We start from the raw sequence: 14,269 nt of genomic DNA, 5'->3' as shown, positions 1-14,269 counted from the left end.
TCCGGCCCTCGACACTGGAGACACCGCCATGCCGCTCCCCGTTCTGTTCGTTTCCCACGGTGCACCGACCTTTGCACTCGAACCCGGCCGGGCCGGGGCGCTGCTGGCGGACATCGGTCGCCGGTTGCCGCCGGTCAGCGCCGTGCTGGTGCTGTCGCCGCACTGGATGAGCGCCGGCGGCGTGCGGGTCGGCCATGCGGCCGAGCCGGAAACCCTTCACGACTTTGGCGGCTTTCCTCATGCGCTGTATGCGCTGCGCTATCCGGCCCCCGGGCACCCGGCGCTGGCCGCGCGGACGCTGACACTGCTGCGCCAGGCGGGCATTCCCGCCGAAGCCGACCCGGTGCGCGGCCTCGATCACGGTGCCTGGGTGCCGCTGATGCATCTGCTGCCGCAGGCCACCGTGCCGGTGTTCCAGGTGTCGCTGCCGCATCCGCTCGATCCGGCCGGCGCACTGCGGCTGGGGCAAGTGCTGGCGCCGCTGCGGGACGAGGGCGTGTTGATCGTCGCCTCCGGCGGCATGACCCACAACCTGTTCGAGTTTCGCCGTCACGGTGACGATGCCGGCTATGTCGGGGACTTCACCCGCTGGGTCCGCACCGCGGTGCTGGCCGGGGATGTACCGGGCCTGCTCGACTATCGCCGGCTGGCACCGCAGGCCGCGCGCGCCCATCCGAGCGAAGAACATTTTCTGCCACTGCTGGTGGCGCTGGGGGCCGGCGGCAGCGACGCCCCGGTCACGGTGATCGACGGCGGCATTACCGATGGCGTGCTGTCGATGGAATCGTACCTGATCGGCCATGGTGCCGAACCCGCCATTCCCCAGCTGTAAAGGAGACCCACATGAATACCCGTCCTGACAGCGGCTTCGGTCCGCTGCAACAAGACCCCGGATCGGGGCTGCATTACCGGCTGCGCGAGCAGGGCAGGCCGGGCCCGGTGTCGGCGCGGCTGTTGCTGCTGCACGGCGTCGGCGGCAATGAAACCAATCTGGCCATGCTGGCCGCCGCCATCGATCCGCGCGTGCAGGTCGTGCTGGTGCGGGCGCCGCTGGCGCTCGGTCCGGAGCAGTTCGCCTGGTTCCAGGTCCGCTTCGGCGCTGGTGGCCCGGTCATCGATCCAGTGCAGGCCGAGCGCAGCCGCCAGCAATTGCTGACGCTGGTGCGCGGGCTGCAAACGCAGGACGGCGGGACGCCGGCCCGTACCGTGGTTGCCGGTTTCAGCCAGGGCGGCATTCTCAGCGCCAGCGTCGGTCTGAGCGCGCCGCTCGACGTCGCCGGCTTTGCCGTGCTCAGCGGACGCATCCTGCCCGAGCTCGAACCGTACCTTGCGCCGCGCACCGAACTGGCCGGCAGCAACGGCTTTATTGCCCATGGGCGCTTCGACGACAAATTGCCGGTCGCCTGGGCCGAACGGGCCGACAAGTGGCTCGACGCGCTCGGCGTGCCGCATCGCACGCAGCTGTACCCGATTGGCCACGAACTGAGCCTGACCGTGGTCGACGACTTCAAACACTGGCTCGCCGAGCCGCTTTCCCTGATCTGACCCCTTACCCCGGAGATACCGTCATGACCGATTCCCGCACCACCCCGTATGCCGCCCTGCTGCTTCGCCTGGCACTGGGCATCATGTTTCTCGCCCACGGCCTGACCAAGCTGCTGGTGTTCACCCCGGCCGGCACCGCCGGTTTCTTCGCCTCGGTCGGCTTCCCCGGCTGGCTGGCCTATCCGGTGATCGCCTTCGAGATCGGCGCCGGCGTGCTGCTGGTCCTCGGCGTATTCACACGCTGGGTCGCCCTGCTGGCCGTGGTGCAGCTGTTTGCCGCCTCGACCGTCCACTTCGGCAACGGCTGGAGCTTTGCCAACCCGAACGGTGGCTGGGAATACCCGATCTTCCTGACTGTGGCCGCCGCAGCGCTGGCACTGATCGGCGATGGCGCGCATGCGCTGAAGCCGTCGAAAGCCCGGTCGGCCTGAGCCACCGCCGGTCACCGGTCTTGGACTTGGTGACGCGAGCCCTTAAACTGGCGCCTTTCCGGGGTTCTGCCCCCGGGATGGCGCCAGTTTTCGTGCGCTTTCCCGTCATTTCAAGGCTTCTTCATGTCATTTTCTGCCCTGGGACTGTGTCCCGCCCTGCTGAGCGCCGTCGACGAACAGGGTTATGCCACCCCGACCGCGATCCAGGTCGAGGCCATCCCGGCCATCCTGCGCGGCAATGACGTGCTGGCCTCGGCGCCGACCGGTTCCGGCAAGACGGCGGCGTTCGCGCTGCCGCTGCTGCAATACTGGCTGGAAGGGCGCCGCGACCAGCGTCCGCGTCCGGTCAGCGCCCTGATTCTGGTGCCGACGCGCGAACTGGCGACGCAGGTCGGCGACACGCTGCAGGCGCTGGCGCAGACTCTGCCGGCGGCGGTAAAAGTCGCCGCACTGTTCGGCGGCGTGTCGATCAATCCGCAGATGCAGGCACTGCGCGGCGGCGCCGATTTCGTGGTGGCCACGCCAGGGCGGCTGCTGGACCTGATCGACCACAATGCCATCGATATCGGCGGGACGACAACGCTGGTGCTGGACGAGGCCGACCGCCTGCTCGACATGGGATTTGCCGATGAAATCGGCCGCCTTCTCGACTTGCTGCCGGTCCGGCGGCAGAACCTGTTCTTCTCGGCGACCTTCCCGCATGCGGTCCGGACGCTGGCCGGGCAGTTGCTGTACGACCCGCTGCGCATCGACGTGCCGGCCACGGCCACCGACGAGCCGGCCATCCGCCAGCGGGCGATCGAGGTCGATGCCGGCCGTCGTACCCTGCTGCTGCGTCATCTGCTGCGCGAAAACGGCTGGGAGCGGGTGCTGGTGTTCGTCGCCAGCAAGCTGGCCGCCGACCGGGTCGCCACCAAGCTGTACCGGGCCGGCATCGACGCCGCGCCGTTCCACGGCGAATGCAGCCAGGGCATGCGCAGCCAGGTGCTGGCCGACTTCAAGGCCTCGCGCCTGCAGGTGCTGGTCGCCACCGATGTGGCGGCACGCGGCATCGACATTTCACAACTGCCGGTGGTGCTGAATTACGACCTGCCGCGCTCGCCGGTCGACTACACCCACCGTATCGGCCGCACCGGCCGCGCCGGCGAAACCGGTCTGGCCATCAGCTTTGTCAGCGCGGATACCGACGCGCATTTCCGCCTGATCGAGAAACGCCAGCACTGCCGCGTGCCGCGCGAACGCATTCCCGGTTTCGAGCCGGTAGAGACCGCGACCGCGCCGGCCGATGCGCCGTCCAATGGCGGCATCAAGGGCAAGCGGCCGAGCAAGAAGGACAAGCTGCGCCAGCTGGCGGCGCGCGGGGAGTAAGCAGGGGGGGGCTGCCATCTGTAAAACAGATGAAATACTACTATTTCATATATTGGACGAATGAAAATCGCCGGTCGATACTCGCGGCATGAGTACCGACACTGCAGTCCTCCTTTCTCCCGCCTGTTCCGATCCGGCATTGTCACCGGCCGCCGCGCCGGCGAGCTGGGCCGAAGCGGGCACCAGCGCCTATCGGCGCATCAGTCTGGCGCTGTTTCTGGCCGGCTTTGCCACCTTCTCGCTGCTGTACTGCGTGCAGCCGTTGCTGCCGCTGTTCGCGGCCGATTTTCATATTGGTGCCGCCACCAGTGCGATGGCGCTGTCGCTGTCCACCGGCTGTCTGGCATTTGCCATTCTGGTGGCCGGGGCCCTGTCCGAGAATCTTGGCCGGCGCTCGCTGATGTTCGCATCGATGGCGCTGGCCGCCGGGCTGAACCTGGCGGCATCGATGACGCCGGACTGGCACGGGCTGCTGGTCGCCCGCGCGCTGGAAGGGCTGGTGCTGGGCGGGGTGCCGGCGGTGGCGATGGCCTATCTGGCCGAGGAAATCCACCCGGCCGGCCTCGGACGGGCCATGGGGCTGTATGTCGGCGGTACGGCTTTTGGCGGCATGATCGGTCGTGTCGGCATGAGCATGCTGACCGACCTGTATTCATGGCGCACCGCGCTGGCCGTGGTCAGCGTGGTGGACCTGCTGGCCGCGATTGGCTTCCTGCTGCTGTTGCCGCCGTCACGGCACTTCGTGCGTCGCCGCCAGTTCCGGCTGGCCGGGCATTTCCGCACCTGGGGCCAGCAGCTCCGCCATCGCGGGCTGCCGTGGCTGTTCGCCATCGGCTTTCTGGTGATGGGGATGTTCGTCACCGTCTACAACTATGCCGGCTTCCGGCTGATGCAGGCGCCGTTCAACCTGAGCCAGACCGCGATCGGGCTGATTTTCAGCGCCTATCTGTTCGGTATCGTCGCCTCGTCCACCGCCGGCATCCATGCCGACCGTCATGGCCGGGCGCCGGTACTGCTGACCGGCATTGCGCTGGCGGCGCTCGGTGTGCTGCTGACGCTGTCGGCATCGGTGGTGCTGGTCATTGGCGGCGTGGTGCTGCTGACCATCGGCTTCTTCGTTGCCCACTCGGTGGCCAGCAGCTGGGTCGGCCGGCTTGGCGGGCAGTCCAAGGGGCATGCGGCATCACTGTATCTGCTGGCCTATTATCTTGGCTCCAGCGTGCTCGGCGCCTCGGGCGGCTGGTTCTGGGAGCATGCCGGCTGGCCGGCGGTGGCGGCCTTCGCCCTGCTGTTGCTGGCGCTGGCACTGGTGGCGGCGCTGGTCCTGCGGCGCCGCGGCGAATAAGTACCGGCACTTTTTTCATCAGGGATGCGCAATCATGCAGATCAACCGGCTTGACCATCTGGTCCTGACCGTGGCCGATATCGAGCGCAGCTGCCAGTTCTACCGGCAGGTGCTGGGCTTCGAGGTCGTGACCTTCCGCGGCGACCGCAAGGCGCTGGTGTTCGGCCGGCAGAAAATCAATCTGCACCAGACCGGGCGCGAGTTCGAACCGAAGGCGCTGTTGCCGACCGCCGGTTCGGCCGATCTGTGCTTTATTGCCGACACGCCGCTGGAACAGGTAATCGACGAACTGCACGGGCAGGGCATCACGATCGAGGAAGGCCCGGTCGAGCGGACCGGGGCCAACGGGCCGATCCGTTCGGTCTACCTGCGCGATCCGGACCAGAATCTGATCGAGATCTCGAACTATTCCGGCTGAGCCGTGCGCTCAGCCGACCGCGTGGCGGATGAAGTTACGCACCACGCCCGAGCTGTCCGAACGACGGCAGGCCAGCGACAGCCTGGCAACGGGTCCGTCGCCGTCGATTTCGCGGTAGACCACGCCAGCCAGCTGCAACTGGCGCATCGAGGCCGGCACGACGGAGACGCCGAGTCCGGCGGCCACCAGACTGACCACCGAGCTGATCTGCGGCGCGACCTGACCGAGTGTCGGCTCGAAGCCGGCATCGCGGCAGGCGGCGATCACGGTATCGAACAGGGTCGGCCCGACCGGGCGCGGGGTGAGGATAAACGCCTCGTCGCGCAGCGCCTCCAGTCGCAACCGCGACGAGGCGGCGGCCGGATGATGCTCGGGCAGCACGGCGATCATCGGCGCGGCCGACACCTGGCGCAGTTGCAGCGCTTCGCTCTCGGCCGAGGTCGCGCGCAGGAACACCGCATCGAGCTCGCCGGCACTGAGACCGGCGACCAGCCGGGTCGTGTTCGCTTCTTCCAGTGTCAGTTCCACCTCGGGATAGTCACCGCGAAACGAACGGATCGCGGCCTGCACCACCGGATCGAAGGCGGCCGTGCCGGTAAAACCGACGCGCAGCACGCCGGTTTCGCCACGGGCGGCCCGCCGTGCGGCATGGATGGCGCGCGCCGCCTGGGCCGGGAAGCCCTGCACGATATCGTGGAATGCGCGGCCGGCATCGGTCAGCTCGGCACCATGCGGCACGCGATGGAACAGGGCGGTGCCCACTTCCGCCTCCAGATCGCGGATCTGCTGGCTGAGCGGCGGCTGGCCGATGCCGATCCGGGTGGCGGCGCGGGTGAAGTTCCGTTCGTCGGCCACGGCCAGGAAATAACGGATATGCCGCAGTTCCATCTGGTATCTCCAAAATGTATTGAAGTTAACGTTATCATATATTGGACATATTTCGAGTCGGGAACTAAAGTCGGGCCACTTCCAGTCCGAATGCCTGCATGTCCACCGATCCGCACCCCGCTTCCCGTCCGCAACTGATCCTGATCCCCGGCCTGCTGAACGATGCCGGACTGTGGCGCGATCAACTGGCCGGCCTCGCGGCACTGGCCGACTGCCGGGTGGCCGACATTACGCGCGGCGAGTCGATGCAGGCGCTGGCCGACAGCGTGCTTGCCGATGCCGCTCCGACCTTTGCCCTGGCCGGCTTTTCGCTCGGCGGCTATGTGGCACAGGAAATCGCCCGGCGCGCACCGCAGCGCATCGAACGACTGGCCCTGCTCGATACCGCCATCCGGCCCGATACGCCGGCACGCGCCGCACTGCGCCGCTCGCACGAGCAGCTGGTGCGCCTGCAGGGTACCTTCAATGCCTTTGGCGACCGCATGCTCGACACCTATCTGGCGCCGGCGCATCGGCATGACGAAGCGCTGATCGGCCGCATCCGCGCCATGACTTCGCGGCTTGGCAGCGAGGTGTTCCTGCGCCAGAGCGGGCTGGTCCGCGAGGATGGTGCCGCCGTGCTGCAGTCGCTGGACTGCCCGCTGCTGATCGCCTGCGGCGAACAGGATCTGCTGACGCCGCTGGCGGCACACCGGGAGATGGCGGCACTGAATCCGCGTGCGCGACTGGTGGTCATTCCCGACAGCGGTCATCTGGCGCCGATGGAGAATCCGTCTGCGGTGACGCAGGCGCTGGCTGACTGGCTGCATGAACCGGGCGAGCCATGCCGGCCAGGCGTGTCGCACGCCCGGCAGACACCAGCCTGACCTGGCGCCGGCCAAGCCAGCCAGGCAGCATGAGGACGCCGACCGACAGCGCCAGCAACAGCAGCATGGCAGCCTGATAGCCGGCCAGAAAGCTGTGCCCGATCAGCGCTTCGGCCCTGGCCGGCGAAAGGAACGGACCGGCCAGCCGGACGGCGCCCATGGCCGGGTCCGCGACCAGCGCCTGTGCCGAGGCCGGGCAGCAGGAGTGCCTGCCCTGAGTGCCGCTCAGGCGGCGCGCGGCGTCCAGTCGTACTGCATCTGTCTTGCCGTGGCGCTGGCCAGCTCGGTGCCGAGCACGCGGCCGACCAGATGCAGGCTCATGCCGATGCCGGCCGAAATGCCGGCCGACGTGACGATCTGCCCTTCATCGACGAACGGCACGTCCTCCACCACCCGCACATCCGGGAAGGCGGCGCGCAGATCGGGAATGTCCTCCCAGTGGGTCGTGGCCTCCAGACCGTCCAGCAGACCGAGCCGGGCCAGTACGAAGGCACCGGTGCAGACCGAGGCGGTCAGCGTTGCCGCACGGGCGGCCGCGGCAACCCAGTCCAGCGTCGCCGGATCTGCCAGCGGCTGGGTCATCACCCCGCCGGGCACGATCAGCAGGTCGAAGGCCGGCGCATCGGCAAAATCATGATCCGGCTCGACCCGCAGCCCATGCCGTGCGACGACCGTTTCCCGCTGTGCCGCCACGGTGGACACCCGGAACGGCACCGTGGCCAGCGCGCCATTGCGGCGGGCGACGCGGGATGCGACCGAGAACACTTCGAACGGACCGGCAAAATCGAGAATCTCCACATCGGGAAACAACAGGATGCCGACTTCGATCGGACGTCCGCTGGCGACGATGGCGGTCAGCGCTTCAGGCCGTACATGCATTGAATGGATCTCCGCAAACTGGGGTTATGACGCCATGATTTGCCGGTTTGGATGGCGCTGGCAAGAGAAAGCATCAACACCGCTCGCTCCGGAGCGCGGCATCAGGCTCCCGTGGCGGGCGCCGGCAGGGTGACGCCCCTTTGCACCGCCGGCCTGGCGGCGATGCGCTGATTCCAGGCACTCAGGTGAGGGAGGGCGCTGAAATCGAACCGGATAATCTGCGCAATATGGGTCCAGCCGAAATGGGCGATGTCGGCGATCGAGTAGTCATCGCCGGCAAAATACGGCCGGCTTGCCAGATGCGAATCCAGCACCGAGAAGGCATCGTCGGTCAGGCGGCGGTAGCGTTCGATTGCCGCAGGATGGCGCTCTGCCGCTAACAGCTCGAAGTGAACGCGCTGGCCGACAAGCGGTCCCACGCTGGCTGCATGTACGGTCAGCCATTTGATGGCCTCCCAGCGCGCCTTTTCCTCCGTCGGCAGCAGACGGCCGGTTTTCTCGGCCAGATAGAGCAGAATGGCTGCCGACTCGAACAGGGCAATGCCGCTGCCGTCATCGACCAGCACCGGAATGCGGCCGAAGGGATTGAGGCGCAGAAATTCAGGGCGCCGGTTCTCGCCCTTATCGATATCGACGTGATGCAGCACATAGGGCAGGCCCAGTTCCTCCAGTGCAATGGTGATCTTGAAACCATTGGGGGAACTGTCGGTGTACAGCTGGATCATGGCACGCTCCGGTTGCTTTGGTTTTTGTGACTCATGACAATGAGTCATTGCACGCGCATGGTGGCCTTCCGGCTGTCAAAGCGGAAACGATGCTTTTGCCATCAAGGTTTAGAAAAACTGAATGCCATGACCAAACCCCTGCCACTGCTTGCGTTGCGCGCTTTCGTCGAGGTGGGCCAGCGCGGCAGCATCAAGGCCGCTGCCCTGGCGCTGCATGTCACCTCCGGTGCCGTCAGCCAGCAGATCCGGCTGCTGGAAGAGCGGACCGGCACGACACTGTTCATCCGCGAGCGCCATGGCCTGCGTCTGACCGAGGCCGGCGCCAGTGTCCATCCGGACCTGCTCGAAGCTTTCGGGCAGATGGAACGCGCGGTTGACCGGCTGGTCGAAACCGGCGCCCGGCAGACGCTGACCGTCAGTACCGTCGCCAGCTTTGCCGCATCGTGGCTGGTGCCGCGACTGGGCCGCTTCACCCGGCGTCACCCCGGTATCGAGGTCCGGGTCGAGACCACCTCCGCGCTGGTGGACCTGTGGCGCGACCGGGTCGATGTGGCGCTGCGCCACGGGCTGGGCCATTACCCCGGGCTGCACACCACCCGGCTGATGGCCCCGGTGCTGGTGCCGGTGGCCAGTCCCGAACGGGTTCCGCGCTTGTCCGGTCCGAAGGACTGCCTGGACTATCCGCTGCTGCACGGCAGCGATCGCGCTGACTGGCCGTTGTGGCTGGCCGCGCATGGCGTGGCGGACGATCCGCGTGCCGAGCGCGGATCGAGCTTCGACGACGACTACCTGCTGATCCGCGCGGCCGCCTCCGGGCAGGGGCTGGCGCTGGTTCCCCGGATTCATGCGCAGGAAGAGATTGCCGCCGGGCATCTGGTACAGGTGCTCGACAAACCGTGGCCGGCCCGGTTTGCCTATTACTTCGTGACCCGGCCCGATGCGGCCGAGCTGCCGGCGGTCCGGGCGTTCAGGGAGTGGGTGATGGAGGAAGCGGGGGAGTGACCAAGGGATGGCCCGGCGCACCCCGCCCGGATGAGACGAACGGGCCATCAGTGATCTCCAGCATCAGGAGGGTTTTACGGGGGTGTCAGATGACAACTTTCGAGTGTCGTTTCTGACTGCCGTGTTCCTCACCACGGCTCCAGTCGCCATCCCTGTCCGGTCGCCACCAGGCGATGCGTCAAACCCAGCCTGTCCATGAAGGCATCGTCGTGCGAGACCACGACCAGCGCGCCCTGATAGCTGCGCAGCATGGTCTCCAGCGCCTGCAGCGAAGGCAGATCCAGATGGTTGCCGGGTTCATCCAGCAACAGCAACTGCGCTGGCGGGTCGGCATAGAGCACGCATGCCAGCGCCGCTTTCAGGCGCTCGCCACCGCTGAGTGAATCGCTGGGCACGACGATTTTCCGGGCATCCAGCCCGAGCTGGGCCAGGCGCATGCGCAGCGCGCTTTCCGTGGCCGTGCGATTGGCGTCACGCATCTGTTCCAGCACGGAGCGCTGCGGTGCCAGGCTGGCCAGCCGCTGATCCAGATGGATGCCCTTAACCGGCGTTCTGCATGTCCCGGCCAGAGGCTGGAGCTGGCCGGCGAGGACTTTGAGCAAGGTCGACTTGCCGCAGCCGTTGGGCCCGACCAGCCCCACACGCTGCTGTCCGCCCAACGTCAGGCTGACATGGCGCGTGGCTGCCAGCACCACCGCTTCGAGCTCGGCGACACGTCGCTGTGAAGACGGGGCGACCGGCAGCGCGTGCAGCACGATGGCCATGTCGTCCTCGACCTGCCGGGCGGCCTCGTGCACGCGCCGGGCCAGTTGTTCGCGGACCGCCGCATGCTGCTGGTGCAGCTTGCCCGCCGAAGTTTCGCTGCGCGCTTTCTGACGGTCGAGCAGAATTCTGGCCTGATTGGCTTCGTGCCCGTGCCGGTTGCCGCGGGCCTGCCGCTGCTGCTGGCGCTCGTGCTGCTCGCGCAGGGACTGTTCTTCGCGCTGGCGTTCGTGCTTGCACTGCTCAAGCTGCCGGACGGCGTTCTGCCGCTCCTGCACCTTGCACTGGGCGTAAAAGGAGTAATTGCCGCCGTAGCTGCGCAGTCCCAGCGAAGACAGCTCCACGATGCGCGCCATCGTCTCCAGCAACTGGCGGTCGTGGCTGACGACCAGCAGTCCGCGCGACCAGCACTGCAGCTGCGCAATCAGCGCCTGGCGGCCCGGCCGGTCGAGGTGGTTGCTGGGCTCGTCCAGAATCAGGAAATCGGCATCCGACAACCAGGCACCGATCAGCGACACGCGCATGGCTTCGCCGCCGCTGAGCGTGCAGGCTGGCGTCGCCGCATCGAGATAGCCCAGACCATGGCGCTCCAGCTCGTGCTGCAATCGCTGGTGCATATCCCAGCGGTCGCCCACGGCATCGAAATCTTCGGGCGCCGTACTGCCCGCCTCGATGCGTTCCAGCGCATCGAGCGTGGCCTGCACACCGGCCAGACCGGCAACGGTCGGGATTGCCGGAAGCGATACCTGCTGTGCCAGGTAATACACGCTGCCAGAGCGCATGCAACGCCCGGTCGTCGGCGGAACCTGTCCGGCCAGCATGCGTGCCAGCACGGTCTTGCCGATGCCATTGCGCCCGACCAGACCGGTGCGGCGCAGATCAAACTGTTCGTTGAGGCCGGTGAAAAGCGTTCTGCCGTCCGGCAGAACATGGGATACGCCTTCCAGCGTGAGACCGGGACACGTCATGCGTCACTCCAGGGATGCCAGGAACTCCCCCTGCTTGTGGGGGTAGGTGGAGACTGGCCGTCATGAAGACGGCGGCATCAATGGCGCATGACGATAACCCCGGTGATGTGTGGTTCTTCTGCAATCTTAAGGGTATCGGCGGTCAAGGGCAAAGCCGTGCCGCTCACCCGTTCGGGGCGCCCCGTCGCGCAGGCAGTCAGCCATCCTTCAACCGTGCGGGCTGGTGCGCTGCCGTTTCAGGGCACCGGCAGCCGCAGCCTTGAGCAGGCGCTGAAAGGTCGGACACGCGGCATGACTGGCGGCGGGACATGCGGCCGCATGCCGCAATCCGCGGCTCATGGCCTGAAGCTGCTTGATCGTCGCATCGATCTCATCAGCCCTGGCCACCAGCATCGCCCTGTCGACGCGCGCCTCTCCACTCGGGGAAAGCATGGTGCGTATTTCATCCAGCGAAAGACCACCGGCCTGACCCAGCGCGATCAGGGCCAGCTGATCGAGCACGGACGGTGCAAACTGGCGGCGCACTCCACGCGGGCCGACCGACGAGATCAGCCCCTTTTTCTCATAAAAACGCAGCGTGTGAGCAGGAACCCCCGTTCGCCTGGCGACTTCCGCGATATCCATGCATCGACCCATTGACTTGAAGTTGACTTCAACTTCTATCATCCATCCGTCAATCCGGGCAGTCAATAAAGGGGAGGCGGGCATGGCATTACTGGAAGCGGCAACACGGGTTGTCCTGATGGGCATTGGCGCCACGGTCATCATGGATCTCTGGCTGATGCTCATGAGGGCGCTTGGCGTTCCCACGCTCAACTTCGCCCTGGTCGGGCGCTGGGTGGGACACCTGTGCCATGGCCGGTTTTCACACACCCGCATCGGCCAGGCCCGTCCGGTGCACAGGGAAGCAGCGCTGGGCTGGATCGTGCACTACGCCACCGGCATTGCCTTCGCCGTTCTCCTGGCCTGCATTCAGGGCCTGGCCTGGCTGCAGGCGCCGACCCCGGCGCCCGCCATCATCGTGGGTGCCGCGACCGTGGTTGCGCCGCTGTTCCTGATACAGCCAGCCATGGGGGCGGAATTCGCGTCTTCCAGAACCCCGGCGCCCGGCAGGAACTGCCTGCGCAGCGTGATGACGCACACTGCCTTCGGACTGGGCCTTTACTTGTCGGCAGTCCTGATCGCTTTCGTGTCTTGACCGGCGTGACCGGGAAAGCCGGTACGATCGCGGATCATGGTAAAATTAAATCCAGTATATTGTGGCTAAAGTACTATTATTTAATACAAGACACAAAATACAGGAATTATGATGCTTGATCGGCGCTTTGGCTGATTCTGCAATTTCGGATGCCAACAAGCAGGACTCGACAGGAATGCACGCCATGCTGGATTTAAGCTTCAGCAAGCCGGATGAGGTCGTCAAACGGCTTTGCGAGCGTCTGCGCACGGAGCGTCTGGCGCTGCAGATGACGCAAGCCGACGTGGCCGGTCGCGCCGGCATCGGCGCCAATACCGTGTCCAACCTCGAGGCCGGGCGCAATGTCGGGTTCGAGAACGTGGTCCGCGTGGCAATGGTCCTTGGCCGGGCCCGGGAGCTCGAAGACCTGTTCCTGCCAAAACTGGACAGCCTCGAAGACATTCGGCGCTACGAAAACAGCGCCAGTCGTCACCGTGCCAGGAGGAAGTCCGGCAATGCTTGAGCAAGTAAACGTGTACTACGAGGGCTGGGGTGAGCGATGGCTATGGGGCACGCTGATCTCCACCACCGCCCTGACCGGTCGCCCCCAGATCGTGTTTGAGTACAGCAATGAGGCCAGGCAAAAAGGCCTGGAGCTGTCGTCCTACACCCTGCCGCTGGCGGGGCCCCCGCTGCGCCGGGGTTTCCCGTCCCACCAGTTGGGATTGCCAGGACCCGTCTATGACGCGTTGCCTGACGGCTGGGGCATGCTGTTGATGGACCGTTTGTTCCGGCGCCGTGGTCTTGCCACTGCGCGTATCGGCCCCCTGGAGCGACTGGCATACATTGGCAGCAATGCGATGGGCGCCATATCGTTCGAGCCAGTGGTGCCCGAGGGCCAGGGATCCCGAGTGCATCTCTCGCTCGATCGGCTTGCCGCCGAAGTGCAGGAAGTGCTCCGTGGTGACGGTGGAGAATTCCTGCAGAGACTGCTGCTGGTAGGGGGCTCGCCCCAAGGTGCCAGACCAAAGGCGCTGGTTTATCGCGATCCTCAAACCGGTGCATTTACCACTGCCGTGACGCCGGGCTTCGAAGCCTGGCTGGTCAAGTTCCCGGCCAAAGACGAGCATGCAGAAGTGTGCACTATCGAAATGGTCTATGCCGCGTGTTTGCGCATGTGCGGTATCCAGACCCCGGACACGCAGTATTTCAGTCTGCCCGATGGACTGGCGGCGTTCGCCAGCAAACGCTTTGATCGTCAGGACGGTCAGCGCATTCCCATGCAAAGCCTCGCCGCTTTTACCGGGGGCGACTACAAGAGCCCCGGGGTCCTGGACTACGTCAACTTCTTGCGCGCGACCCAGATGTGCACCAACGACGTGCGAGAGAAGGCATTCGCCTTCGAGCGTGCCGTCTTCAATGTGGCGTTCAACAACCGGGACGACCACCCCAAGAACTTCGCCTACCTTATGTCGCCAACTGGCGAGTGGAAGCTGGCGCCGGCTTACGACGTGACCTTCTGCGAGGGGCCCGGCGGGTATCACCAGATGGACGTGATGGGGGAGGCACTGGAGATTGATCGCACCGCGATGCTCCGACTGGCCGAGGAGGCCGAGGTTTCCGAGGAGACAGCCGGCCGCATCGTTGACCGCATCTGCGACGTGGCCAGCCAGTTTGCCGTCATCGCCGACAAGCAGTATCCGCAGCTCATCACCCACGACACCCTGCACATGATCCAGAGCCGCATCGACCAGAATGTTGATCTGCTGCGTCAGGTGGCTCGGGCGGGGGGCTGAGGTGATTATCGTCTTCGGCACGGTGCCTGCCGGGTGGTAGCAAAGGATTTGCAGGTGCAATCGGCTTGCGGAGGTGGCTGTGGCGGCATGAGCCGACCT

The 14,269-nt window shown here is 66.0% G+C and carries 16 protein-coding genes; 11 read left to right on the top strand and 5 right to left on the bottom strand.

All coding sequences use genetic code 11. The annotated features are described in order from the left end of the window. Positions 1–28 precede the first annotated feature (28 nt). The 6 genes from ACYVG8_RS05755 to ACYVG8_RS05730 all read left to right on the top strand — a co-directional run bounded on the left by ACYVG8_RS05755 (position 29) and on the right by ACYVG8_RS05730 (position 5,107). Entirely contained in the window at positions 29–832 is an 804-nt protein-coding gene (locus ACYVG8_RS05755; RefSeq protein ID WP_460745150.1) for a dioxygenase family protein, read from the top strand. A gap of 11 nt (positions 833–843) precedes the next feature. Continuing rightward, positions 844–1,545 (top strand): alpha/beta hydrolase, encoded by a 702-nt coding sequence (locus tag ACYVG8_RS05750; protein WP_460745149.1) that lies wholly within the window; start codon positions 844–846, stop codon positions 1,543–1,545. Between the two features lie 23 nt (positions 1,546–1,568). Further along, positions 1,569–1,976 carry a DoxX family protein gene (locus ACYVG8_RS05745; RefSeq protein WP_028497825.1) on the top strand — a complete coding sequence of 136 codons (408 nt, stop codon included), beginning with the start codon at positions 1,569–1,571 and terminating at the stop codon, positions 1,974–1,976. Positions 1,977–2,099: 123 nt separating this feature from the next. Then, positions 2,100–3,344, top strand: coding sequence for a DEAD/DEAH box helicase (locus tag ACYVG8_RS05740; protein ID WP_460745148.1), 1,245 nt, complete (start codon positions 2,100–2,102; stop codon positions 3,342–3,344). Between the two features lie 88 nt (positions 3,345–3,432). After that, positions 3,433–4,689, top strand: a complete 1,257-nt coding sequence (locus tag ACYVG8_RS05735) for an MFS transporter (protein WP_460745147.1) — start codon at positions 3,433–3,435, stop codon at positions 4,687–4,689. Between the two features lie 34 nt (positions 4,690–4,723). Further along, positions 4,724–5,107 carry a VOC family protein gene (locus ACYVG8_RS05730; protein ID WP_460745146.1) on the top strand — a complete coding sequence of 128 codons (384 nt, stop codon included), beginning with the start codon at positions 4,724–4,726 and terminating at the stop codon, positions 5,105–5,107. 9 nt (positions 5,108–5,116) lie between these two features. Here ACYVG8_RS05730 and ACYVG8_RS05725 read toward each other — a convergent pair whose 3' ends face one another. Further along, the gene (locus tag ACYVG8_RS05725; RefSeq protein WP_028497829.1) at positions 5,117–5,995 is read right to left on the bottom strand and encodes a LysR family transcriptional regulator; all 879 of its coding nucleotides are present in this window, start codon (positions 5,993–5,995) and stop codon (positions 5,117–5,119) included. A 98-nt stretch (positions 5,996–6,093) separates the two neighbouring features. Here ACYVG8_RS05725 and ACYVG8_RS05720 point away from each other — a divergent pair, with 98 nt between their 5' ends. Beyond that, entirely contained in the window at positions 6,094–6,861 is a 768-nt protein-coding gene (locus ACYVG8_RS05720) for an alpha/beta fold hydrolase (protein WP_460745145.1), read from the top strand. Positions 6,862–7,086: 225 nt separating this feature from the next. Here the strand turns inward: ACYVG8_RS05720 and ACYVG8_RS05715 are convergent, their stop codons facing one another. Together ACYVG8_RS05715 and ACYVG8_RS05710 are read right to left on the bottom strand one after the other, a co-directional pair. Then, complete coding sequence (locus tag ACYVG8_RS05715) at positions 7,087–7,740, bottom strand: DJ-1/PfpI family protein (RefSeq protein WP_107889477.1); 654 nt, start codon at positions 7,738–7,740, stop codon at positions 7,087–7,089. A gap of 101 nt (positions 7,741–7,841) precedes the next feature. After that, positions 7,842–8,465, bottom strand: coding sequence for a glutathione S-transferase family protein (locus tag ACYVG8_RS05710; protein ID WP_460745144.1), 624 nt, complete (start codon positions 8,463–8,465; stop codon positions 7,842–7,844). A gap of 126 nt (positions 8,466–8,591) precedes the next feature. Between ACYVG8_RS05710 and ACYVG8_RS05705 the strand changes: the two genes are divergently transcribed. Beyond that, positions 8,592–9,467: a LysR substrate-binding domain-containing protein gene (locus ACYVG8_RS05705; protein WP_028497832.1), complete on the top strand. Its 876-nt coding sequence runs from the start codon at positions 8,592–8,594 to the stop codon at positions 9,465–9,467. A 128-nt stretch (positions 9,468–9,595) separates the two neighbouring features. On the opposite strand, the gene ACYVG8_RS05700 is transcribed toward ACYVG8_RS05705, so the two are convergent. Next, a complete protein-coding gene (locus tag ACYVG8_RS05700) occupies positions 9,596–11,197 on the bottom strand; it encodes an ABC-F family ATP-binding cassette domain-containing protein (protein ID WP_460745143.1) in 1,602 nt (533 codons plus the stop codon). A 207-nt stretch (positions 11,198–11,404) separates the two neighbouring features. Next, a complete protein-coding gene (locus ACYVG8_RS05695) occupies positions 11,405–11,863 on the bottom strand; it encodes a helix-turn-helix domain-containing protein (RefSeq protein ID WP_281661928.1) in 459 nt (152 codons plus the stop codon). Positions 11,864–11,903: 40 nt separating this feature from the next. Between ACYVG8_RS05695 and ACYVG8_RS05690 the strand changes: the two genes are divergently transcribed. From ACYVG8_RS05690 to ACYVG8_RS05680, 3 genes are all read left to right on the top strand, one after another. Continuing rightward, complete coding sequence (locus ACYVG8_RS05690; RefSeq protein WP_460745142.1) at positions 11,904–12,395, top strand: DUF2938 domain-containing protein; 492 nt, start codon at positions 11,904–11,906, stop codon at positions 12,393–12,395. Positions 12,396–12,510: 115 nt separating this feature from the next. Then, positions 12,511–12,897 carry a helix-turn-helix transcriptional regulator gene (locus ACYVG8_RS05685; protein ID WP_199489737.1) on the top strand — a complete coding sequence of 129 codons (387 nt, stop codon included), beginning with the start codon at positions 12,511–12,513 and terminating at the stop codon, positions 12,895–12,897. After that, complete coding sequence (locus ACYVG8_RS05680; RefSeq protein WP_460745141.1) at positions 12,890–14,170, top strand: type II toxin-antitoxin system HipA family toxin; 1,281 nt, start codon at positions 12,890–12,892, stop codon at positions 14,168–14,170. Before ACYVG8_RS05685 ends, ACYVG8_RS05680 begins: the two co-directional genes overlap by 8 nt. Positions 14,171–14,269: the final 99 nt, after the last annotated feature.

This window comes from Microvirgula curvata (assembly GCF_054781615.1).
This window is presented reverse-complemented; position numbering and strand designations above follow the sequence as displayed.